General features: G+C 37.2%; 19 protein-coding genes, 7 tRNA genes and 2 pseudogenes. 20 read left to right on the forward strand and 8 right to left on the reverse strand.

Annotated elements, in window-relative coordinates:
* Window positions 1-22: 22 nt before the first annotated feature.
* The 10 genes from AZF08_RS09570 to AZF08_RS09615 all read left to right on the forward strand — a co-directional run bounded on the left by AZF08_RS09570 (window position 23) and on the right by AZF08_RS09615 (window position 4,003).
* Window positions 23-98 (forward strand) — tRNA-Phe (locus AZF08_RS09570).
* 13 nt (window positions 99-111) lie between these two features.
* Window positions 112-187, forward strand: a tRNA-Lys gene (locus tag AZF08_RS09575).
* Window positions 188-194: 7 nt separating this feature from the next.
* A tRNA-Gly gene (locus AZF08_RS09580) sits at window positions 195-265 on the forward strand.
* 11 nt (window positions 266-276) lie between these two features.
* A tRNA-Ile gene (locus tag AZF08_RS09585) sits at window positions 277-353 on the forward strand.
* A gap of 4 nt (window positions 354-357) precedes the next feature.
* Window positions 358-432 (forward strand) — tRNA-Asn (locus tag AZF08_RS09590).
* Window positions 433-438: 6 nt separating this feature from the next.
* Window positions 439-529 (forward strand) — tRNA-Ser (locus AZF08_RS09595).
* A gap of 6 nt (window positions 530-535) precedes the next feature.
* Window positions 536-607: transfer RNA gene (locus tag AZF08_RS09600), tRNA-Glu, on the forward strand.
* A gap of 450 nt (window positions 608-1,057) precedes the next feature.
* Window positions 1,058-1,930 (forward strand): RNA polymerase sigma-70 factor, encoded by an 873-nt coding sequence (locus AZF08_RS09605; RefSeq protein ID WP_033676229.1) that lies wholly within the window; start codon window positions 1,058-1,060, stop codon window positions 1,928-1,930.
* 246 nt (window positions 1,931-2,176) lie between these two features.
* On the forward strand, window positions 2,177-2,614 hold the full coding sequence (locus tag AZF08_RS09610; protein ID WP_033676232.1) for a carboxymuconolactone decarboxylase family protein: 438 nt from the start codon (window positions 2,177-2,179) through the stop codon (window positions 2,612-2,614).
* A gap of 444 nt (window positions 2,615-3,058) precedes the next feature.
* Entirely contained in the window at window positions 3,059-4,003 is a 945-nt protein-coding gene (locus AZF08_RS09615; protein ID WP_033676233.1) for an L-lactate dehydrogenase, read from the forward strand.
* Window positions 4,004-4,284: 281 nt separating this feature from the next.
* Here AZF08_RS09615 and AZF08_RS32345 read toward each other — a convergent pair whose 3' ends face one another.
* The 3 genes and pseudogenes from AZF08_RS32345 to AZF08_RS09625 all read right to left on the reverse strand — a co-directional run bounded on the left by AZF08_RS32345 (window position 4,285) and on the right by AZF08_RS09625 (window position 7,919).
* On the reverse strand, window positions 4,285-5,268 hold the full coding sequence (locus AZF08_RS32345; protein WP_438823430.1) for a hypothetical protein: 984 nt from the start codon (window positions 5,266-5,268) through the stop codon (window positions 4,285-4,287).
* Window positions 5,237-7,211, reverse strand: a pseudogene (locus AZF08_RS09620) (S8 family serine peptidase); the annotation flags it as partial. The pseudogene AZF08_RS09620 and the gene AZF08_RS32345, both read right to left, overlap by 32 nt.
* 102 nt (window positions 7,212-7,313) lie before the next feature.
* The gene (locus tag AZF08_RS09625; RefSeq protein ID WP_033676236.1) at window positions 7,314-7,919 is read right to left on the reverse strand and encodes a TasA family protein; all 606 of its coding nucleotides are present in this window, start codon (window positions 7,917-7,919) and stop codon (window positions 7,314-7,316) included.
* 540 nt (window positions 7,920-8,459) lie between these two features.
* Here AZF08_RS09625 and glgB point away from each other — a divergent pair.
* From glgB to AZF08_RS31985, 8 genes are all read left to right on the forward strand, one after another.
* Window positions 8,460-10,397 carry a 1,4-alpha-glucan branching protein GlgB gene (gene glgB, locus AZF08_RS09630; protein ID WP_051725845.1) on the forward strand — a complete coding sequence of 646 codons (1,938 nt, stop codon included), beginning with the start codon at window positions 8,460-8,462 and terminating at the stop codon, window positions 10,395-10,397.
* The gene (locus tag AZF08_RS09635; RefSeq protein ID WP_033676238.1) at window positions 10,345-11,475 is read left to right on the forward strand and encodes a glucose-1-phosphate adenylyltransferase; all 1,131 of its coding nucleotides are present in this window, start codon (window positions 10,345-10,347) and stop codon (window positions 11,473-11,475) included. Before glgB ends, AZF08_RS09635 begins: the two co-directional genes overlap by 53 nt.
* Window positions 11,476-11,493: 18 nt before the next feature.
* A complete protein-coding gene (locus tag AZF08_RS09640; RefSeq protein ID WP_033676240.1) occupies window positions 11,494-12,528 on the forward strand; it encodes a GlgC family sugar phosphate nucleotidyltransferase in 1,035 nt (344 codons plus the stop codon).
* A 133-nt stretch (window positions 12,529-12,661) separates the two neighbouring features.
* A complete protein-coding gene (glgA, locus tag AZF08_RS09645) occupies window positions 12,662-14,098 on the forward strand; it encodes a glycogen synthase GlgA (protein WP_033676242.1) in 1,437 nt (478 codons plus the stop codon).
* Window positions 14,099-14,110: 12 nt separating this feature from the next.
* On the forward strand, window positions 14,111-16,519 hold the full coding sequence (locus AZF08_RS09650; RefSeq protein ID WP_033676243.1) for a glycogen/starch/alpha-glucan phosphorylase: 2,409 nt from the start codon (window positions 14,111-14,113) through the stop codon (window positions 16,517-16,519).
* Window positions 16,520-16,842: 323 nt separating this feature from the next.
* Window positions 16,843-17,037, forward strand: coding sequence for a hypothetical protein (locus tag AZF08_RS31980; protein ID WP_321141615.1), 195 nt, complete (start codon window positions 16,843-16,845; stop codon window positions 17,035-17,037).
* A gap of 51 nt (window positions 17,038-17,088) precedes the next feature.
* Window positions 17,089-17,193 carry a hypothetical protein gene (locus AZF08_RS32135; protein ID WP_338059095.1) on the forward strand — a complete coding sequence of 35 codons (105 nt, stop codon included), beginning with the start codon at window positions 17,089-17,091 and terminating at the stop codon, window positions 17,191-17,193.
* A 185-nt stretch (window positions 17,194-17,378) separates the two neighbouring features.
* Entirely contained in the window at window positions 17,379-17,573 is a 195-nt protein-coding gene (locus AZF08_RS31985) for an alpha/beta fold hydrolase (protein ID WP_321141616.1), read from the forward strand.
* Window positions 17,574-17,641: 68 nt separating this feature from the next.
* Here the strand turns inward: AZF08_RS31985 and AZF08_RS30740 are convergent, their stop codons facing one another.
* The gene (locus tag AZF08_RS30740; RefSeq protein WP_167332925.1) at window positions 17,642-17,785 is read right to left on the reverse strand and encodes a hypothetical protein; all 144 of its coding nucleotides are present in this window, start codon (window positions 17,783-17,785) and stop codon (window positions 17,642-17,644) included.
* A gap of 77 nt (window positions 17,786-17,862) precedes the next feature.
* Complete coding sequence (locus tag AZF08_RS09660) at window positions 17,863-18,585, reverse strand: lipase family protein (RefSeq protein ID WP_033676245.1); 723 nt, start codon at window positions 18,583-18,585, stop codon at window positions 17,863-17,865.
* Between the two features lie 182 nt (window positions 18,586-18,767).
* Here AZF08_RS09660 and AZF08_RS09665 point away from each other — a divergent pair.
* Window positions 18,768-19,118: pseudogene (locus AZF08_RS09665) on the forward strand (TipAS antibiotic-recognition domain-containing protein); the annotation flags it as partial.
* A 77-nt stretch (window positions 19,119-19,195) separates the two neighbouring features.
* On the opposite strand, the gene AZF08_RS09670 reads toward AZF08_RS09665, so the two are convergent.
* On the reverse strand, window positions 19,196-19,978 hold the full coding sequence (locus AZF08_RS09670; protein ID WP_033676247.1) for a TIGR00266 family protein: 783 nt from the start codon (window positions 19,976-19,978) through the stop codon (window positions 19,196-19,198).
* 345 nt (window positions 19,979-20,323) lie between these two features.
* Between AZF08_RS09670 and cspD the strand changes: the two genes are divergently transcribed.
* Window positions 20,324-20,524 carry a cold-shock protein CspD gene (gene cspD / locus AZF08_RS09675; RefSeq protein ID WP_033676249.1) on the forward strand — a complete coding sequence of 67 codons (201 nt, stop codon included), beginning with the start codon at window positions 20,324-20,326 and terminating at the stop codon, window positions 20,522-20,524.
* A gap of 44 nt (window positions 20,525-20,568) precedes the next feature.
* On the opposite strand, the gene AZF08_RS09680 is transcribed toward cspD, so the two are convergent.
* The gene (locus tag AZF08_RS09680; protein ID WP_033676251.1) at window positions 20,569-21,300 is read right to left on the reverse strand and encodes a TraR/DksA C4-type zinc finger protein; all 732 of its coding nucleotides are present in this window, start codon (window positions 21,298-21,300) and stop codon (window positions 20,569-20,571) included.
* 251 nt (window positions 21,301-21,551) lie between these two features.
* Complete coding sequence (locus AZF08_RS09685) at window positions 21,552-22,505, reverse strand: 1,4-dihydroxy-2-naphthoate polyprenyltransferase (RefSeq protein WP_033676252.1); 954 nt, start codon at window positions 22,503-22,505, stop codon at window positions 21,552-21,554.
* Window positions 22,506-22,660 lie beyond the last annotated feature (155 nt).

Here is a 22,660-nt window from a genome sequence, read left to right on the forward strand (position 1 = left end):
GGGACCGCCATTTTTACATAAAGGCTCGGTAGCTCAGTCGGTAGAGCAGAGGACTGAAAATCCTCGTGTCGGCGGTTCGATTCCGTCCCGAGCCACCATTTTTGTAAAAATGAGCCATTAGCTCAGTTGGTAGAGCATCTGACTTTTAATCAGAGGGTCGAAGGTTCGAATCCTTCATGGCTCACCATTTTTATGCGGGTGTAGTTTAGTGGTAAAACAAGAGCCTTCCAAGCTCTGGTCGAGAGTTCGATTCTCTTCACCCGCTTTTTATAATGAGGGCCTATAGCTCAGCTGGTTAGAGCGCACGCCTGATAAGCGTGAGGTCGATGGTTCGAGTCCATTTAGGCCCACCATTATTCCGCAGTAGCTCAGCGGTAGAGCTATCGGCTGTTAACCGATCGGTCGTAGGTTCGATTCCTACCTGCGGAGCCATATTATAGAGAAGTACCCAAGTGGCTCAAGGGGCTCCCCTGCTAAGGGAGTAGATCGCTAACGCGGTGCGAGGGTTCGAATCCCTTCTTCTCTGCCAGAAATTGGCCCGTTGGTCAAGTGGTTAAGACACCGCCCTTTCACGGCGGTAACACGGGTTCGAATCCCGTACGGGTCATACTTAAAGAGATAGCAGAATCTGCTATCTCTTTTTCGTATATTGAATATTTTCTTTAAGCTAAAGCAGACTTATCGAAGTTTGCTTTTTTAGAGTCATTACTTAGAAAAACGGACTGAAATTGTGGGAATCTACTCTGAAGACTGCTGTAATGCATATAGAAAAAGGGCTAGAATTATGTACAGAACAAGATAACAAAGAGTATGTGCACCATTTATCTATTTTAAAAGCAAAAACTAGTCACGTATGTACAATTTTTATGTAAGACTTTATACCAGTTGTAATCCTTGCTTCCTATGGATAAAAGCTATCAAATATTATTATGTCAGTGATATATAAGAGCTTGCGTAAGATTAAGAACCCTTCCTTTTGTAATGGAAAGATCATCTTTTAATCATAACAAATCATATATTTTTTGTATTGAAACACGATATAGAATGGAGTGATAGGATGGATTTTGAAACTTTGTACCGAACTTATCAGCCTTTAGTTTACTCTGTTGCATATCGTCTGCTTGGCTCTGTTAGTGATGCCGAGGATGTTGCTCAAGATATACTTATCAAAAGTCAGCAGATAGACAAAGAATCAGTTAGAAATATAGAAGCGTATTTAATTAAAATGACGACAAACCATTGTTTGAATATACTACAATCGGCTCGGAAAAAGAGAGAAGTGTATACAGGAGAATGGCTTCCCGAGCCCGAAATAGATACGGCAAAACTAAATCCTATAGAAACCATAATTCAAAATGAAAGGGTATCCTATGCATTTCTTGTACTGTTAGAAAATTTAACACCTGTTGAAAGAGCCGTATTTGTCTTAAGGGAAGCGCTCAGGTACGATTATCATGAAATAGCTGAAGTTTTAAACAAATCAGAGGCAAATTGCCGAAAGATTTACAGCCGTTGCAAAGTGAAGATACAGCATGAGGTACCAGTACATCCACAACAATCAGATTATACAGAAAAGATGATACATACTTTTATTCAAGCTTCAAATACAGGGAATTTTGAGGAATTTATTAATTTGCTGACAGCAGATGCAACACTTGTCACTGATGGAGGCGGTAAAGTGCGTGCAGCTATATTTCCGATTCTGGGCAAACAACGTATCCAGATATTTCTGGAGGCTATTGTTTCACGAGGGTTCTTTCAATTGGAGCTTCTCCCAACTATCATAAATGGTCAATTTGGTATTTTAGCAAGGAATAAAGGCTATGTAGAGAAAGCCATATGCTTTGAGTGGGATGAAAGTGGCAAAGCAATTAGAAGAATCTACATTGTAGTCAATCCTGATAAATTAAAGCACATTCCAGTTCTATAACATTGAATTGAAAAGGAGATCTTTATTTTAAGATCTCTTTTTTATTTTGTCACAAAATGAAGAGCTAATTTGTCTTATAAGTGACAGGGGATAAGAGGGATCACATGTATGTTTTTTAATTAAAGTTTCTGTCATGAACTAAAATATTCTACGACAGATAGTGATAGTAAAGAATTCATGAGAGACCTTGTTAAATATCCTGATGCCAAAGTATAAACTAATTTTATTTTATGGAGGGAATATACAATGGAAATAAGATTTTTAATGGGAACAGTAAATCCGGAAGGCTATAAAGCAATGGTGGGTTTAGAAAAATACTTGATGACTACAAGTATTGATGAAAGATTGAAAGAGCTAATTAAAATTCGGGCTTCTCAAATCAATGGATGTGCGTATTGCATTGATCTCCATACGAAAGATGCACGAAAACTAGGGGAAACAGAGCAGCGTATTTATGCTCTTAATGCTTGGCGTGAGACACCATTCTTTACGCAGGAAGAGCGTGCTGTGCTTGCTTTGACAGAGGCAATTACACTAGTAGCGGAAACGCACGTTCCTGATGAGGTATATGAAGAAGTAAGGAAATACTTTGAAGAAAAACAAATTGCTGAAATCATTATGCAGATTGTTACTATTAATGCATGGAATCGAATTGGGGTATCTACTCGTTTAATGCCGGAATAATATTTAATAGAGGTACTGTCGCATCGTCAGCGAGCTAAGAAAAAGGGTGATCCCAAACACGAAAAAAAGCTATTCTTTCTGGAAATGCTGCCGAAAGGATAGCTTTTTTTGTTTGAGATATAAAGAGATTTTAACTTGATGGATGCGAGGCTACAGCAAATTATGTATTACCTAATCTTTAATAGATCAACGATAAAATATGATGAAATAAGCTTTTCACAATCTAAAGAAAAGGCTTCCATTGAGATTGATTCCAGACCTGACAGCATAACTTTCTACTGTCTGTGAAAAAGTTCACAAATAGGTCATAATTTGTGAATACATTCACAAAGATTCATGCTACAATGTGTATGTAAGGAAGTTAAACAACATTAAATTAGTACTTTAATTAATTACTTAAACAACAATAATAATAAATGTGAACAATAGAGAGGGGAAATTACCATGAAAAAAGGTATCAATCGTGTAGTATTAGTAGGAACAGGAGCTGTAGGTTGTAGTTATGCTTACTCAATGATCAACCAAGGTGTAGCTGAAGAATTCGTACTTGTAGATGTAAACGAAGCAAAAGCAGAAGGGGAAGCAATGGACTTAAGCCATGCGGTACCATTCTCTCCATCACCAACAAAAGTTTGGAGCGGTAGTTATGCAGATTGTAAAGATGCAGATCTTGTTGTTATCACTGCTGGATTACCACAAAAGCCAGGTGAAACTCGTTTAGACTTAGTTGAGAAGAATACAAAAATCTTTAAGCAAATCGTTCGCGGTATTATGGATAACGGATTTGATGGTATTTTCTTAATCGCAACTAACCCAGTTGATATTCTAACTTATGTAACTTGGAAAGAATCTGGATTACCAAAAGAACGCGTAATCGGTTCAGGTACTACTTTAGACTCTGCTCGTTTCCGCTATATGTTAGGTGACTACTTAGATGTAGATCCACGTAACGTTCATGCATACATCGTTGGTGAACACGGCGATACTGAACTTCCAGTATGGAGCCACGCTACTATAGGTGTACAAAAGCTAGAAACAATTTTAGCGAACAATGAACAGTATAACCAAGATGATTTAGATAAAATCTTTGTAAATGTACGCGACGCTGCTTACCACATTATCGAACGTAAAGGTGCAACTTACTATGGAATTGGTATGTCACTACTTCGCGTAACTAAAGCAATCTTAAACAACGAAAACAGTGTACTAACTGTATCTGCATACCTTGAAGGTCAATACGGTGAAAAAGATGCTTATGTAGGTGTTCCAGCTGTTATTAACCGCGAAGGTGTACGTGAGATCGTTGAACTTGAGCTAAATGAAGAAGAAAAAGCGAAATTCGCTCATTCTGTAAAAGTATTAAAAGAAACTATGGCACCAGTACTTTAATATAATTGATAAATCATTCAGAAGTGGGAAACTGCTTCCTGCTTCTGAATTTTTATATAACCCTATATAAATTCCTTTTCCAGTTCCCTTGTATATCCCCCAAATATACCCCTTTTGCTGGAAGAGGGTTGTTTATAGAAACAAGCACTTTATTTTTAAAATAGAGTGCTTTTTATGTTTATCCCGCTATTTGTGGGAGTATTACGGCTCGTAAAAGCTCGATTGGTGAAGGTTAATAATCAGTGGGGGATGAAGAACCCCCCACTGATTAAAGTTTCACTTTATTTTTTAGGCGTTAAACCTAACTTCTTTAGAATATCTGCTAATGTTCCACTTTTTGATTTCTCAAGAGGCTTTTGCGTTTTCGCTGCATCTGGTCCTTTTTTCAGGAAGTTCTTTTCTACAAAGCGAATATCTTTTTCATCCAAAATACCGTCTTGATTAATATCTCCGTCTTTTACAGATACTCCTTTTTTACCATAGTTGTTTGCAATGATTTCTGCATCTTTAATGTCGATAACTTTATCGCTATTCACATCGCCTGCAAGGTTTTCATCCAAACGAGCATAGTAATACTGACCAAGTAGCTTACCATCTTTTTCAGTGCCTAGTTTTGTTGTTAAGCGGCTTGTTAAATGTTCTGGTGCTTCCACATATAAGTTATAGTCACGTTTATTGACAGGTAGACCATGTAAATTGACAGGTAGACCATGTAAGCGGAAGAAACCGTATTTATCTAAGGTACCATCATATTTATGGCGATAGGAATCAGCCGCATATACTTTAATGCCAAGCTTTGTATAATCGAACTTTTCATCTAAATATCCACGTTCATTTAGGAATGCTTCAGGTTTAATATTTCCTTCAGCTAATGAGTTTAAAGACATAACAGAGAATGATTGATCTTGAAGAATACGAATTTTACTTGGCTCTGTTTCACTTGATTTCCAGTAGAAGAAGCTAGGCGCTTCAAATTGGATGTCAGATTGATAATATTCATCATTGGATACTTTAAACGTTACATCGATAAATGGAATGTTACCATCAAAACCAGTAAAGTTTTTATCATCAATAGATGCACCAACTTTAACGGAACCATCTTCTAGTTTCGGTTCATGTAACGTTGGTTTTACTCCTTTTTCAGCAGCTAATTTTTCAAAAGCAGGATTTAATCTCGCATGTGAGAAGCTAAAGTTTTTTTGTAAGAAATCGAGATTAAACTCTCCTGATACGAGTTGTTTCACTATGAACAGCATTGTAAGCATCTACTCGTCCAGCCCCAACTTCATATACGGAATATTTATCTTTCAAATCATCAGCTGTATTCATGAGAGCAGCTTTCACATCAAATGGAGAGTAGTTTGGATGTTGTTGTAAAATGAGAGCAGCGACACCAGCAATATGAGGTGATGCCATAGATGTACCTTGCTTACGAGCATAAGCACCATCGTAATTTTCACCTTCTTGTGGATCGTTAATAAACTCTGGTAATGTTGAGAGCACCGCAACTCCAGGTGCAACGATATCAGGTTTAATATCATCGTTGGTTGTAACAGGACCACGGGAACTAAAATCAGCAAGGTGGTCACCTTCAGTCTGAACATAATCTAGTCCATCAAATGTAAAAGGTGTATTTCCTTGTTCTACTTGTGCTTTTAATTTTTTCCCGTTTTCTTTACTTAAGCGGAATGTTGGGATATAGCTTGTACTTTCACCAACATAGTATGGAATTTCCCCGTCCACATTGTTATAAACAATAACGGCTTTTGCTCCAGCTTGTTTTGCATTGACAATTTTTTCATCAAAGGAAATGTTACCTCTTTGCACAAGTGTAATTTTTCCTTTGAAATCTTTGTTACTAAATTCGCTAGGACTACCAAGACCGACGTGTTCAACTGGCAAGCTTTGTCCTTTAAAGTCTTCTATTTTGTCAGTAAAGTTTTTGCCAAATAGAATGATGCTTGGAATTTGTAATTCTTCCGCATGACCCGAAAACTTCGGAAGAGAGATAGAACTATCGCTCGCTCCCACTGTAATGGCGAACGGAGAAGCACCAGGTGATCCAAGGGTTGCTGGATTCGGGCCAGCGTTCCCTGCTGCAACTACTGTAACAAGTCCAGACAGCATCGCATTATTGACTGCGATAGAAGTTGGATCAAGTGGATTGTTACTATCATCGCCTAAAGATAAGTTGATGACATTCATACCGTCAGAAATCGATTTATCGATGGCTGCGATAATACCAGAAGTTGCACCGCTTCCGTAAGGACCTAATACACGGTAGTTATATAGCTCAATATCAGGGGTCACGCCTTTTACGGCAGCATCAACTTTATTTTTCTTTTGAGCGGAGACAATGCCAGAAACATGTGTCCCATGTGATATGTAAAATGCTGATCCACGATCGTTGAATTCAAGAGCACCGGAATCTTTCCATTCTGAATAAGTTGTTTCCATTGGATCGGCATCGTTATTAATAAAGTCCCAACCCTTTACTGAGTTTGGATCAATTGTAGTAGCATTCTCACCAGGTTTCGCACGATATCCTTTATATACGTCTTTTAAATCAGGGTGATTATAGTCAATCCCAGTATCTAGCACACCCATTTTAATTCCTTTTCCAGTAATCCCTTCGCTATGTAGCTTGTCGACACCAATTTGCGGAATGCTATCTGTTAATTTTTGAGGTGCTTTTTGTTCTCCTTGTTTTGGAAGATCTAATTTCACTTCGTAATCTTTCCAAACTCGCTTTACGACTCCAATTCGTAATAACTCTTCTACTGTATTTGCTGGTAAGGTCAGCGCAACACCGTTTATAGCGTGTTTATAAGAACGGTTAATCTTTGCAGTTTGTAAATTGCCTGACTTCACGGATGGACTATTTTGATGAAGTCGCTCAAGCCCTTTGCGAAACTCTTCATGCTCTTGGTCAATACGTGCTTTCAAATTTTCTGGTGCAGCTTGTAACCCTTTTGCTTTTTGTTTTAGTTCATTAATTTTCACGGGAGCGGTTTGAAATTCTACAATGACATTTATAGGTTCGGAACTACTTGTGTTAATGTCTGGTGAAATAACAAACTCAGGATTCGCATCTAGGCTATTTAATGCTTGGCGCTGTTCTTTTGAAAGGTTAGATAATATAGATGCAGCATGATCCGCCGGCAGTTACAATTCCAGTAACGAGTTTCTTTTTATTTTTCTTTTTCATTATGTTCCTCTGGATTTATTTTTTAAAAATTCAGAAATAAAAAGATAGAAAATAGTTATAATTGATTAATAGAAAATTTGGAAATACTCATGTGAAAAAAATCTATTTTTCTTCCCCTGCTGTTTGCTCTGCATGGAATGTCCAGTTTAACTGGAGGGAATCTCCTTGAAATTTGTTTTGGTCTTGTTCATTATCGACAAAGGAAAATAGAACGTGTAAGTTGTCTGTATTACCGGATTTAATACCATCTATTAAATTATAGCGTTCAAGTGATGTTGCTACATCTTCCGGTTTCATATTTTTTAATTCTGATAGTTTTGTTTCCCATAAAATCTCATGGTCATCATTTGGATTAGATTGGTTCCCATCATTGACTAGAAATTGTACAAGAACATGATCGCCCAAATCTTCCCCATTATTATCTTGTTTAACATCTTTCACTTGATAAGATGTTTCTAGTGCTACTTTTGCAATGTCTAATGATCCTTTGTTTTCAAGCTGGAAATTTCGCTCGATTGAATCACCTGGTTTTAAACCTTTCACATCGACAATGACAGTAGGATTAACGGATAAGTCTAATGTACCAGCTTGGAATGAGTTATTTGATGTTTCAGAGTCGCTAAAATAAGCAAAAACACCGCCCAAGCTAAGAGATAAACCTAGTGAAGCACTAATAACTCCCATTCCTATTTTTCTTTTTAATGACATAATAAGGCCCCCAGTTGAGATGTATTTGATATCTAGCTCTACTAACAGTAAATCCTTAAAAATAGATAAAACATAGTGTTTAAGTAAGGATTATAGTCATAAGAGTTCGATCCCCAAAAAAAGAAATATTAAATGGAAAAATATTCTTTATTGAGGGCAAGTATATTCCTGTGTATTACGTGTTTCAATAATTTTCTTGCATAAAATGTTGAGAAACATTTTATTATGAAAGATTTTGTAAGAGCTTTATAAGCTGAAAATTATTCGATTCAACATAGTGAAGAAAGGAAGAAGCTAGTAAAATAGCGATTTTCTTGCTATCGTGTATATTTATCAAAAAAAATCTTTGAAACCCGAAAATAAAATAAACCGCTTTCAAGGAATATTCGTCAAAATTCGATATTTTCCATTGAAATGTAAAAAAAACTTAAAAAAACATAGGGAAAAACGTATATTAATTTAAATTTAACAAGGATATTTCAGTTTTTTGGAGAATGTTAAAAGTATCAAAAATTCTGTCATCTTAGTGAGGTGAACATATTGGGTGTAACAAATTATTTAGAAGAAAGTTTGTATGAGTTTCATACAGAAGGATGTTATGAGAGTTATAACATATTTGGAGCACACCTTGTAATAGAGAATGATATACAAGGTGTACGTTTTACAGTATGGGCTCCTCATGCGAAAAATCTAAGCGTTGTTGGAGATTTCAATGATTGGGATAGCGAGCAACATAGGATGCTCCAAATGACAGAAGAGGGTATTTGGTCATTGTTTATACCACAGATAGAGACAAACGAAATATATAAGTATGCGATTGAGACTCTAGGTGATGAGACGATTTTAAAAGCAGACCCTTATGCAACATATGCAGAAGTAAGACCGAATACGGCATCTGTAGTTTTTGATATAAGGGGATATGAATGGAATGATAAAAATTGGTTTCGGAAGAAGAAACGAAAGCCAATTTATAAAGAAGCAATGGCTGTTTATGAATTGCATTTTGGTTCATGGAAAAAGAAAGAAAATGGCTCTCTGTATTCGTATCGGGAGATGGCAGAGGAGCTCATTCCTTATGTGGCGGAACATCAATTTACTCATATTGAAATTATGCCGCTTGTTGAACATCCGTATGATCGTTCCTGGGGATATCAAGGGACTGGATATTATGCGGTGACAAGTCGATTTGGTACGCCTCATGATTTTATGTATTTTGTCGATGAATGTCATAAATATGGAATCGGTGTCATTTTAGATTGGGTACCAGGACATTTTTGCAAGGATGCTCATGGTTTGTACTTATTTGATGGAACACCAACCTATGAATATAAAGATGCGGATGTTCAGCAAAATCATGTATGGGGTACAGTGAATTTTGATTTAGGAAAGCGAGAAGTTCGAAACTTTTTAATTTCAAACGCATTGTTTTGGATGAAATATTACCATATTGACGGTTTTCGTGTCGATGCGGTTGCTAATATGTTGTACTGGGAAAAGGAAGGGAAAGAGCAAAGTAATGAATATGCGGTTTCCTTTTTACGAGAGCTAAATGAAGCAGTATTTGCAGAGGACGAAGAATTTCTAATGACGGCAGAAGATTCGACAGCTTGGCCACTTGTAACGGCTCCAACGTATGAGGGCGGGCTTGGGTTTAATTATAAGTGGAATATGGGCTGGATGAATGATGTGCTGAAATATATGGAGTGTGCACCAGAATACCGGAAATATATTCATGAGAAAATGACATTCTCTTTGCTATATGCGTACTCTGAAAACTTTATATTGCCACTATCTCACGATGAAGTCGTTCATGGGAAAAAATCATTGCTTAATAAAATGCCGGGAAACTACTGGGAGAAATTTGCACAGCTCCGTTTATTATATGGATATTTCTTTACGCATCCTGGAAAGAAATTGCTCTTTATGGGCGGTGAATTTGGTCAGTTTGATGAGTGGAAAGACCTTGAGGATTTAGATTGGAATTTACATGACTTTGAAATGCATCGTCATATGCATGATTACTTTAAAGAGCTCATAGCATTGTATAAGCGATCGAAATCACTTTGGCAACTGGATCATTCACAGGAAGGATTTCAGTGGATTGATGCTGATAATAAAGAACAAAGTATTTTTTCATTTATTCGCAAAGGGGATAAAGAGGAAGACGTTCTTGTTGTTGTATGTAATTTTACGAATGTTGTGTACGAAAGTTATAAAGTGGGCGTGCCAGAATTCCAATATTATAACGAGATTTTGAATAGTGATGATGCAGCATACGGCGGCTCAGGACAGGTGAATAAAAAACGGATGAAAGTAATTGGGGAGCCATATCATAACCAGTCTGCTCATGTAGAAATAACAATTCCACCACTTGGTGTATCTATTTTAAGACCAGTGAAGACGAGAAAGGGGAGTAAAAAACAAAATGGTTCAAAAGCAGACGTGCGTAGCAATGTTACTAGCAGGGGGAAAAGGTAGTCGTTTAAGTGCATTAACAAAAAATTTAGCCAAGCCAGCTGTTCCGTTTGGCGGTAAGTACCGAATTATTGATTTCACATTGAGTAATTGCACGAACTCTGGTATTGAAACAGTTGGGATTTTAACACAGTATCAACCGTTAGAGTTGCATAATTACATTGGTATTGGGAATGCGTGGGATTTGGACCGTGTGAACGGAGGCGTGACAGTTTTACCCCCTTATGCGGAATCTTCTGGGGTGAAATGGTATACAGGAACGGCGAGTGCTATTTATCAAAATTTAAATTTTTTACATCAGTATGATCCGGAATATGTTCTGATTTTGTCAGGAGATCATATTTATAAAATGGATTACAGTAAAATGCTAGATTTCCATATTGAAAAAGAAGCAGATGTATCGATTTCTGTTATTGAAGTGCCATGGGAAGAGGCAAGTCGATTCGGCATTATGAATACAAATGAGGAGATGGAGATTGTTGAGTTTGATGAAAAACCACAGTTTCCGAGAAGCAATCTTGCCTCAATGGGAATTTATATTTTTAATTGGGCTATTTTGAAAGAATATTTAGAGATGGATGCGAGAAATCCTGAATCTAGTAATGATTTTGGTAAGGATGTCATCCCACTTTTATTAGACGAAAAGAAAAAACTTATGGCGTATCCATTTGAAGGATACTGGAAAGATGTTGGAACTGTAAAGAGTTTATGGGAAGCGAATATGGATTTGCTTCATGATGAATCATCCTTACAATTAAATGATCATAGCTGGCGTATTTATTCAGTCAATCCAAATGAACCACCGCAATATATTGCTGAAGGGGCGACTGTAGAAGAATCGTTAATTAATGAAGGATGCGTAGTTGAAGGGGATATAAAGCATTCTGTTTTATTCCAAGGGGTAACGGTAGGAGAAGGCAGCAAGGTGATGGATTCCGTTATTATGCCGGATGTAAGAATTGGTCAAAATGTTGTGATTGAAAGAGCGATTGTCGGATCAGGAATGGTCATTGAAGATGGAACGATTATTCGTCCAGAAAAAAATATTGATGAAGTTGTATTGATTGCTGAGGGGAAATAGAAAAGGAGGATGAGATGAATGGGAGAAACAATGTTAGGAATTATTAATGCAACAGGAAGTTTTCCTTCCTTAAAGAAAGTAACAGGGCACCGTTCACTGGCCGCGCTACCATTTGGAGGACGTTATCGTCTCATTGATTTCATGCTTTCTAATATGGTTAATTCTCATATTCATAGTGTAGCGATTTTTACAAGTCATAAGAATCGCTCCTTGATGGATCATCTTGGATCAGGGAAACAATGGGATCTAGATAGAAAACGCGACGGCTTATTTTTATTTCCTCCGAATTGCCAATGTGATCAAGATGAGTTCGGTTCCTTCGCTCATTTCAGAAGACATATTGACTACTTTCTGCGTAGTAGACAAGAGTATGTTGTTATTACAAACAGCCATCTTGTTACAGCATTAAATTTTCAAAAGGTATTAGAAAGACATATACATACAGGAGCAGATATTACGGAAGTATGCCATGAAGGCGTATCGCTGCAAACTTATGTGCTTAAGAAACAATTATTATTAGACTTATTTGAAACATATAAAGACATGGAACATTATAGTTTGTTTGATGTGGTCAAAGAAAAACGAGGAGAATCGTTGTACATTGGTACATATGAACATACGGGGTATGTAGCGGAAATCGATTCGATTGAAAATTATTATAAACATAGTTTGGAAATTTTACAGCCTTCCATTTGGAAACAATTATTTACGAAGAAAGCTCCTATCTTTACAAAAGTAAAAGATGAACCACCAACGCGCTATATGAAAGGCGCTGGGGTAAAAAATACAATGATTGCGAACGGTAGTATTATTGCAGGACAAGTAGATAACAGTGTTGTATTTCGTTCTGTAAAGGTTGGAAAAGGTTCAGTGATTCGAAACAGTATCATTATGCAAAAGAGCCAAATTGGAGATAACTGTATATTAGACGGCGTTATTATTGATAAGGATGTTAAAATTGAAGATGGCGTGGTTTTAACAGGGACACCTGACAATCCACATGTTGTGGAAAAAGGTAGTATCCAAACGCAGACCATTACTAGTTATTCTTAAACATTCTAGCAAGTGAATCCCTATTTGATAGGGGTTCACTTGCTCATACTTATATGAATTTAAAATCCGAAGGGAGGAAGCTGTAAGAAGAGCGGCCCAGGGTATATACGCTTTTCAGGCAGTGGAACAACACGTGAATATTTTATTTGCAGTATCAGAATGCGTACCGTTTATTAAATCCGGTGGCTTAGCAGATGTGGCAGGTGCACTTCCAAAAGAACTCAAAAAATTAGGAGTAAATGTCCGCATTATACTTCCAAACTATAGTCTTATTCCTGCGCACTTGCGAAAAGCATGTACGCTTCATAAAGTAATCAATGTTCAGCTCGGTTGGAGAAACCAATATTGCGGAATTTTGAAAGGTGAGCAGGATGGGATTACGTATTATCTCATCGACAATGAATATTATTTTAAAAGAGATTCCCTCTATGGTCACTATGATGATGGGGAACGCTTTTCTTTCTTTTCTAAAGCGGTGTTAGAGTGTATCCCGCATTTAGATTTTGAAGTTGATATTCTTCATAGTCATGATTGGCATACGGCGATGGCAAACTTTTTGCTGCGTGAAAAGTATGGAGATAACCCGTTATATCAAGACATTAAAACGGTTTATACCATTCATAATTTACAGTTTCAAGGGGTATTTCCTCGTGAGGTTATGCATGATTTACTGGAGCTTGGCGATGAATATTACCAGAGCGAACAGCTAGAGTTTTATGGGAACGTTAACTTTATGAAAGGTGGAATTATCGCCTCAGATTGTATTACAGCAGTTAGTCCAACTTATAAAGAGGAAATTCAATATGAATTTTTTGGAGAGAAACTAGATGGTTTGTTACGAAAGTATAACCATAAGCTTAGTGGCATTGTAAATGGAATTGATACGAGTGTATATAATCCGGTAACAGATCCTTATATTACTGCGCAGTATGATGCAGATTCATTAGATGAAAAACAAGAAAATAAACGCGCATTACAGCGTTATTTTGGTTTGCCGGAAAAAGAAGATACACCAATTATTTCTATGGTAACGCGGTTAACAAAGCAGAAGGGTCTTGATTTAGTACGTACTGTCTTTCGGGAAATCATGGAAGAAGATGTGCAATGCATTATTTTAGGATCAGGAGATTCTGAGTATGAGCAATTTTTCGAATGGATGGCATATGAGTATCCAGAAAAAGTGAAGGTGTACATTGGTTTTAATGAAGAATTGGCGCATCAAGTATATGCAGGTAGCGATTTATTTTTAATGCCATCGTTGTTTGAACCGTGCGGGCTCGGACAACTTATCGCACTGGCATATGGCGTAATTCCGATTGTGCGAGAAACAGGAGGATTAAACGATACGGTTCAGTCTTATGAAGAGAAGACGGAAACTGGAAATGGCTTCAGTTTTACCAACTTTAATGCCCATGACATGTTGCATACCGTTCGTCGTGCGCTGCAGTATTATCATAATAAACCAGTATGGAATCGGCTTGTAGAGCAGGCAATGACAGAGGATTACAGCTGGAAAAAATCTGCTCTTGCATATAAGAAATTATATAATAATCTGCTGAAACACTCTTAGGTGGTGAAAAAAATGTTTACTCATGTTGAAAGCTTTAAATCTGCTTTTTTAGAAAAACTAGAAACGATGTATGGAAAAAGTTTCAAAGATTCTACAAGTCGTGATCAGTATAATACACTGGGACACATGGTACGTGAGTATATGAATCAGCATTGGATTGCAACGAATGAAAAATACCGGACAGGGAATCAAAAGCAAATGTATTACTTGTCGATTGAGTTTTTACTTGGCCGTTTACTTGGTAGTAACATGCTAAATTTAGGGATTCGTGATGTATGTGAACAAGGTCTTTCAGAGCTTGGAATTTCATTACAAGAATTAGAAGAAAGAGAAGCAGATGCAGGCCTTGGTAACGGAGGACTCGGCCGGTTAGCAGCCTGTTTTCTAGACTCTTTAGCATCTTTAAATCTTCCTGGACATGGATGTGGTATTCGTTATAAACACGGCTTATTCGATCAAAAGATTGTCGATGGATATCAAGTAGAATTGCCAGAACAGTGGCTCCTTCATGAAAATGTATGGGAAGTAAGAAGACATGATCAAGCGGTGGAAGTGAACTATTTTGGAAAAGTAGAAGCTGCGCAGATTGATGGGCGCTTAGAGTTTCGACATACGGATGCAGAAGTCATTATGGCGGTTCCTTATGATGTTCCGGTTGTTGGATATGAAACGGATACGGTGAATACACTTCGGCTTTGGAACGCAGAACCGATTCCGTTCCCGCAAAATTGTAAAGATATTTTGAAATATAAGCGTGAAACAGAAGCAGTATCAGAATTTTTATACCCTGATGATACGCATGATGAAGGGAAAATACTGCGTTTAAAACAACAGTATTTTCTTGTATCAGCAAGCTTACAAAATATCATTCGCTTACATAGAGAGAGAAATGGAACACTTCGTAATTTACATGAGAAAATTGCGATTCATATTAATGACACTCATCCCGTGCTAGCAATTCCAGAACTCATGCGCATTTTACTGGATGAAGAAAAGCTGACTTGGGAAGAGGCATGGAATATTACAACTCAGACGATTTCTTATACGAATCATACGACATTATCAGAAGCACTTGAGAAGTGGCCAATCCATATTTTTCAGCCATTGTTACCACGAATTTATATGATTATTGAAGAAATTAATGAGCGGTTTTGCCATGAACTTTGGGAGCGATATCCGTATGAGTGGAAGCGGATTGAGGACATGGCAATTATTGCGCATGATCTTGTGAAAATGGCACATTTAGCAATTGTCGGAAGTTATAGTGTGAATGGTGTTGCAAAAATTCATACGGAAATTTTAAAACAGCGTGAAATGCGGTTATTTTATGAGTTTTATCCAGACAAATTTAATAATAAGACAAATGGAATTGCGCATCGGCGCTGGCTTATGAAAGCAAACCCACAGCTTACAAATCTTATTTCTGAAGCGATTGGAACGGAATGGATCAAACAGCCGGTGGGATTACAAGCACTGCAAGGTTTCGTATGCGATGCTGCCTTTCAAGGCAAGTTGTATGATGTAAAGCAGGAGCGGAAACATATTCTAGCAGAACGAATTCATAGCAAAATGGGGATTATAGTTGATCCTAATTCCATTTTTGATGTGCAAGTAAAACGATTGCATGCTTACAAAAGACAATTATTAAACGTGTTACATATTTTATATTTATACAATCGTTTAAAAGAGGATTCTAGCTTTTCATTTTATCCACGTACATTTATTTTTGGTGCAAAGGCATCGCCAGGCTATTACTACGCGAAAAAAATTATTAAATTAATAAATGAGCTTGCTAGAAAGGTAAATGACGATCCGTATGTAAGTCAATATATGAAAATTATCTTTCTAGAAAACTATCGGGTTTCCTTGGCAGAAGATACTTTCCCGGCGGCTGATGTAAGTGAACAAATTTCAACAGCAAGTAAGGAAGCATCGGGAACAGGAAATATGAAATTTATGATGAACGGTGCGATTACGCTTGGAACCTTGGACGGAGCTAATATTGAGATTAAGGATAGGGTAGGCGATGCTGCCTGTTTCATTTTTGGTTTAACGGCAGAAGAGGTACTTCATTATTATCAAAATGGCGGATATCGTGCAAATGATTACTATCATCACAATATGCACATTAAAAAAGTAGTTGATCAGTTAACGAATGGCTTTTTTGCAAATGTAGGAGCTGAATTTGAGGCTATTTATGATTCTCTAGTTATTCAAAATGACGAGTACTTTGTCCTTCGTGATTTTAGTCCATATGCAGAACGTCAAGAAGACGTAGGAAGAACATATGAAAACAGAAGCAAGTGGCTAGAGATGTCCATTTTAAACATCGCACAATCGGGACACTTTGCGAGTGATCGTACGATTTTGCAGTATAGTAATGAGATTTGGAGAATTGGTGATAGAGTTAAGCTTTCATGAATTAAATTAAAAAACCTTTCTTTTTAGGTGGGAGAGAGGATCCAGCCATGGATAGAAGTGGTCAGATCCTTTTTTAGCCCCATGCCAAGTGAAGACAAAAGGAGAAAAAAGAGTGGAGGTCACTTTTTTCTTCATAGCAGCGACTTATATGCCTAAAAATCAAAATGAATATATAGGAATAATATAGAGTCCCTTATGGAAATTTGAAGGGGCTTTTATTTATATGTCTAGAAAAAAATGTGTGATTAGTAGATTGGAGTATAGGGTTCTTGTACTATTTAATATAGGTAAATTGGTAAAAAGAGGAAATGGGAGGATTTATTGTGGAGAAAATTATGAAAACAAAAGTAGGAAAAAAGTTAGATATTGGTGGGATTGAGCTATACTATGAATATTTTGGTGAAGAGAATGAAAATTCAACTGTTGTTTTTGATTCAGGATATGGATGGGCATTAGAGAATTGGGATCCGATCAGAGAGGAAGTTTCCAAATCGGTAAAGGTATTTATGTGTAGGTAAAAGCGAAAAGGATGAAAGACCATGTCATAGCAAGCTGTAGAGAATCTTCGCATGTTATTGAAAAAAGCAAATGTAAAACCGCCTTACGTATTAGTCGGTCATTCATTCGGAGGGTTAAATGTTAGACTATATGCAAGTACATATCAGAAGAAGTAGCAGGAGTAATCCTGTTAGATTCATGTCATGAAGATCAAAATAAAGTAATGGCTCCTTTATTTTCAAAAGAGGTGCAAGAAGCTTACTTCAATCAATTTGGTGCAGAAGGATTTCTTCAAGAAGTGGAAGAGAGCCTAGAATAAGCTCGCGTTTCTAAATCACTTGGTAATATTCCGTTAATTGTAATGACGGGTACTTCACAACCTCATCATACACCAGAATCTATGTCAGCTTGGATTGGATTTCATGAAGAGCTTGCTAAGCTATCTACAAATAGTAAGTGTATTATTGTTGAAGAAGCTGGACATGCAATTCATGTTGATTGCCCACAAATAGTAATACAGGCAATTCAAGATATGTTGGTTGTGATAGAAAGTTAAATTGAAACACGAATATAATAGTGTTCAGTAAAATAAAAACAGCTTGGGAATGTCCAAGCTGTTTTTATTTAGTTTGCTATTGAGATATAAGGATTTACTGAATATAGCATGCCGGTGCCACCATATTCCTCTGTAGCAAAATATGAGAATGTAAAGAAACCTGTAACTGCAAAAAGTAAAACAAGAAACAGTGCAAAGAAATACTTAAGCATGTATGGTCCCCTCATCCGAAAAAGTAGTTACATATATTATTATAGTATACTAATAGTTATTTTCTAATTATATCCTGCTAAAAATGAGAAGTCAGACATGTCTTGTATGTTGCCATCGAATGATTGTTGGTGATAGATTTTGTGTTTTTTGTAAATGTCATGTTGTGATGGACATGGGCATATTCCCAGTCTTGTTCATTAAAATGTACTTTACGCGGGGGAAGAAGGGGAACGACATCAAATAAATTAACGAAGCGAAAGCTACTGGCTACTTGCAGTTTATAGTAGTTTCGAAAGGTGATGTCTCCAACTTTCGGGGAAGCGAAGCTATAGAGACCATATTGTGCGAATGCAGTATTAACACGTGCATCTAATATGTGAAGTGTAGCAAGTGCCCCGCCTAAACTATGTCCTGTAGCAAGCAATTTTTTATGCGCTGGCAAAGAGACGAGCATATCCATAATTGGATCACGGCAAGACTCGTAAGTAGAAAGAAAGCCGTTATGGACGTTTCCGCTATTTAGTGCATACGGATAAGGTTTTTGATTAACAAGGGAATCAATAACCCAATCTGGCTCTGTTTGTGTTCCCCGAAAGGCAACGATGATTGTATCTTCAGATTCTAAGATGAAACCAAACCATTCTGTTGTTTGAACCGCTTTCGCTTGAAAGCCTTGTACATATTGAAACCCATCAGGTATTTGGAAAACCCCATTTTGTTTATATTGATCATATGTTAACTCACAGCAAGAAGCTAACAATATGGCAGTGTCTTTATCAAAGGATAAAGGAGCACGCATCAAGGAAGCCCTCCTTACGAAAAGGTATAGTTCAATATATGAGTTAAAGGGGAGAATCATTCTTTGAGTAACTTTAAAACAAAGTGAGGTAAAAAAAAGTAAATATTTTTGCGAATTAACACTTGAACCTTCAGTTACGTGAGGTAGTATGATTTGGGTAACCACATCGGTAAAAAGAATGTATGTCTAAGGAAGTCGTTGATCAATTATACAATAGACCTGAAGAAGAAATGGTGGCACTTGATAAAGAATTTATCCACTTGTCTAAAGAAGTAAAGAGATTATTTGGAAAGCAAGTTGATGATCCAGAGGTACAAAAGCTTGTCGATAAACATATGAAGGCAACCCTTACATATGTAGGGGAAGAAGCAGTATACTCTTTGAGTGAATTAGAAAATATGGAAGATCAGTATGAGAATATGATTCCGTCTCCGTATACCAAGGAAGAAGAGGAATGGTTAAATGGGGCAATGGAGTATTATATGATTCAGAACGGTATGTACAGTCCAAGTGAAGAAGAACAAGGAAAATAATTCTTTAACATGAAAAAGCAAATCGCTACCGCTCTCCTTATGAGAGGTAGCGATTTGCTTTTTTGTATAAAATGATTTTACTCTTTTCCATCTAAAAGACGACCAAGTCCGCCTAAAACACTGCCTTCACCGTTGTTTTGAGCTGCCGGGCTTGTAATACGTGCTGCTAAACGGCTAAGTGTTAAGGATTGGATCCAAACTGTTCCTGGGCCTTCTAACGTTGCGAAGAATAGACCTTCACCGCCAAATAAAGCAGTTTTTACGTTGCCTACGAATTGAATATCGTAGTTAACATCTCGTGTCATTGCGACAAGACATCCTGTATCGATGCGTAGTCTTTCACCAGCTTTAAGTTCACGTTTATATACTGTGCCACCTGCGTGCATGAAAGCAAGTCCATCACCTTCAAGCTTCTGCATAATAAAGCCTTCACCGCCAAAGAAACCACTGCCTATTTTTTTCGTAAATTCAATTCCGATAGAAACACCTTTTGCAGCGCAAAGAAATGCGTCTTTTTGACAAACGACTTTACCTTGATATTCTGTTAAATTAACCGGAACGATTTTTCCAGGATAAGGTGCAGCAAATGAGACGTGGCGTTTGCCATGACCTGTGTTTGTAAATACAGTCATAAACATACTCTCACCTGTAACGAGACGTTTTCCAGCCCCCATTAATTTTCCGAAGATACCATTAGACTTTCCAGCACCATCGCCGAAAATTGTTTCCATCTCAATGTGGTCTTCCATCATCATCATTGCCCCAGCTTCTGCAATAACGCTCTCTTCTGGATCTAGCTCAATTTCAACAAACTGCATATCATCGCCATATAATTTATACTCAATTTCATGTGCTTTCATTCTTTTCACCTCATATGTAGTGGATACTAATGTTGTAGAGAAATTAGTGGAATTAGAAAACTATTGTTTTGTTAATTTTTAAACAAAATAGCATTATATTATGCATGTTTTTTACAAATTTTATTAGTTTATAAAAAAATATAAGAAAAATGCTAGGATGAAAGTGTTCTCATTTGACGTTTTTGATATAGCGTGATATAGTGAAATCACTATTGAGCTACATAATGTGGTACGGAAATAAAGCGTGTTTAATTCAAGGCATTAGACTTGTAATACATTCATGTCCTTTATATCCACCTTTTCATGTGGATTCATAGTTTCATTTTTATTTAGGAGGTACATGACATGCAAACAGGTAAAGTTAAATGGTTTAACGGCGAAAAAGGTTTTGGTTTCATCGAAGTTGAAGGTGGAGACGATGTATTCGTTCACTTCTCAGCTATCCAAGGTGAAGGTTTCAAAACTTTAGAAGAAGGTCAAGAAGTTTCTTTCGAAATCGTTGATGGAAACCGCGGACCTCAAGCTGCTAACGTTACAAAAAACTAATTAGCTAGCTAGAAAAAAGCATTCCGAACTTCGGAATGCTTTTTTTATTCCTTCGAACTAGATTCACTTGAAGATAATTCACCTTTAAAGGTGCGTTCTTCAAAATCATCTAACATTTGTTCATATTCCTCATGCTCTTCTGTAGCATAAACTTGTGGATTCTTTCCATACATGTCAGTTCCGATGAAGTTTTCGAAATCCTCTACATAACCGCGTGGTTCTTCAGCATCTACATACATCTCATCAAAATTTTTGGAGTCGCGGCGCTCTAAGTCAGACGGTGTTTCAGATGTTCCGTACAAAGCGACGTCTTGCCAAGCATCTTCGGCATCGTATCCTACAGCACTATCCATATCGTATTTGCCAAACGGTGGCTCGACTAACTCTTCTTCGACGGGACGTGCATCTAAGTTTAATTTATTCGTTGTATGTTCAATACAAGTTGTAGCAGTCGGCATTGCTTCTAATCTTTCCGCCGAAATTTCTTCACCAGATACTTCGCAAATACCGTATGTGCCAGCTTCAATCTTTTGCAGAGCATGTTTTGTATCTTGCAGCTGTTTATGCCAAAATTCAATGAGCCCTAAATCTTTTTCGCGTTCATATAATTCGGTCGCCATATCACCAGGGTGATTATCATAAGCAGATAACTCTCCAACAGATTCCCGTTCAGAAGCACGATTTTCACTCTCATGATTTTGCAGCGTTTGCTCTAGCTCTTGTTGTTGTTTTTCTAAAATGGATTTAAAATGATTGATTTGTTGTGGAGTTAACATAGCAGTATCCACCTTCCTACAATTCGATTTCTTTATGTAGTATGAGCTGGATTACGGGAATTATCCCGCTATTTAAGGGGGAGTGATCATGTCGTAAATTGTCGAACGGTCGATATGTTATGTCGAAGCGTCGATATATTGAAAAGAACGCCGATATATGAGGAGAAGCGGTCGATATATTTGCAAAAGCGCCGATATATTTCGAAAATGGAGGCAATAGAAAAAAGAGCTGCGCCAGCAGCTCTTTTTTTCTATAAGAAATATCCAAGTATCAATCCGATTCCCATTAAGAAACCAAATATTGTATTTGTTTTTGCAGTAGCGATCATCGCGGGTACCATTTCCATTGGAATGCTTTTTCCGATGAATCCTTTTGTCGCTTTAAATGCTTTTGGTGCACTTAGGAAAACGATCAGCATCCATGGAGATACAATCCCAACAATGATTAGCGCAATTGTCCAAATGTAGGAAATAATGAACATAGAAGCAAGAACACCAATAGCATTTTCACGTCCCACAATAATTGCTAATGTGTTGCGACCGTTTTCTTTGTCTCCATCTAAATCGCGAATATTATTGGAAAGTAAAATCGCTCCAATTAAAATCGCATTTGGAATGGATAGTAAAATGATTTCTGATGTTACTGTGCCGGTCTGAATGAAGAATGAAATACCAATAATAATAACACCCATAAATAATCCTGCTGTTAATTCTCCAAAAGGTGTATAGGCAATTGGAAGTGGTCCGCCTGTATAAAGATAGGCAACAGCCATACAAACAAGACCGATTGCAGCAAGCCACCAGCTAGAGTTCATACAAATATAAACGCCTAATAGCATCGCGATACCGAAAAAACCAAATGCTAAATTCAGTACTGTTTTTGGCTCAATGCCGTCGCGGACAATTGCACCGCCAATTCCAACTGAACCTTCATGATCTAATCCTCTTTTATAATCAAAGTATTCATTAAACATGTTTGTTGCTGCTTGAATGAGAAGACAAGCAAGAAGCATGATAAAGAACAGAGGAAGATGTATTTGATTTATGCCCCCTACTTGCATTGCAAAAGCGGTTCCGATAAAAACGGGAACAAAAGCAGCTGTTAACGTATGAGGACGTAATAAACTCCACCAAATGCGCCAGCCTGTTTGTTTACTTGGTTTTGGCGGCATAGGAGAGGAATTCGTGTCGATTTTCATTTCCATGGTGAATCCTCCTTGTCACGTAATGTACACAATTAAGTGTAGGAAAAGCATCATTTAGTGTCAACGTTTATTTTCTAGGAAGAGAAGGTGAATTTCTCAGAAATGCTAAACGTTGACAGGTCTTTCGTTTGAGGTGTATCTTAAAATCAAGCGTA

Origin of the sequence: Bacillus gaemokensis (assembly GCF_001590835.1) — a bacterium.
Classification (GTDB): domain Bacteria; phylum Bacillota; class Bacilli; order Bacillales; family Bacillaceae_G; genus Bacillus_A; species Bacillus_A gaemokensis.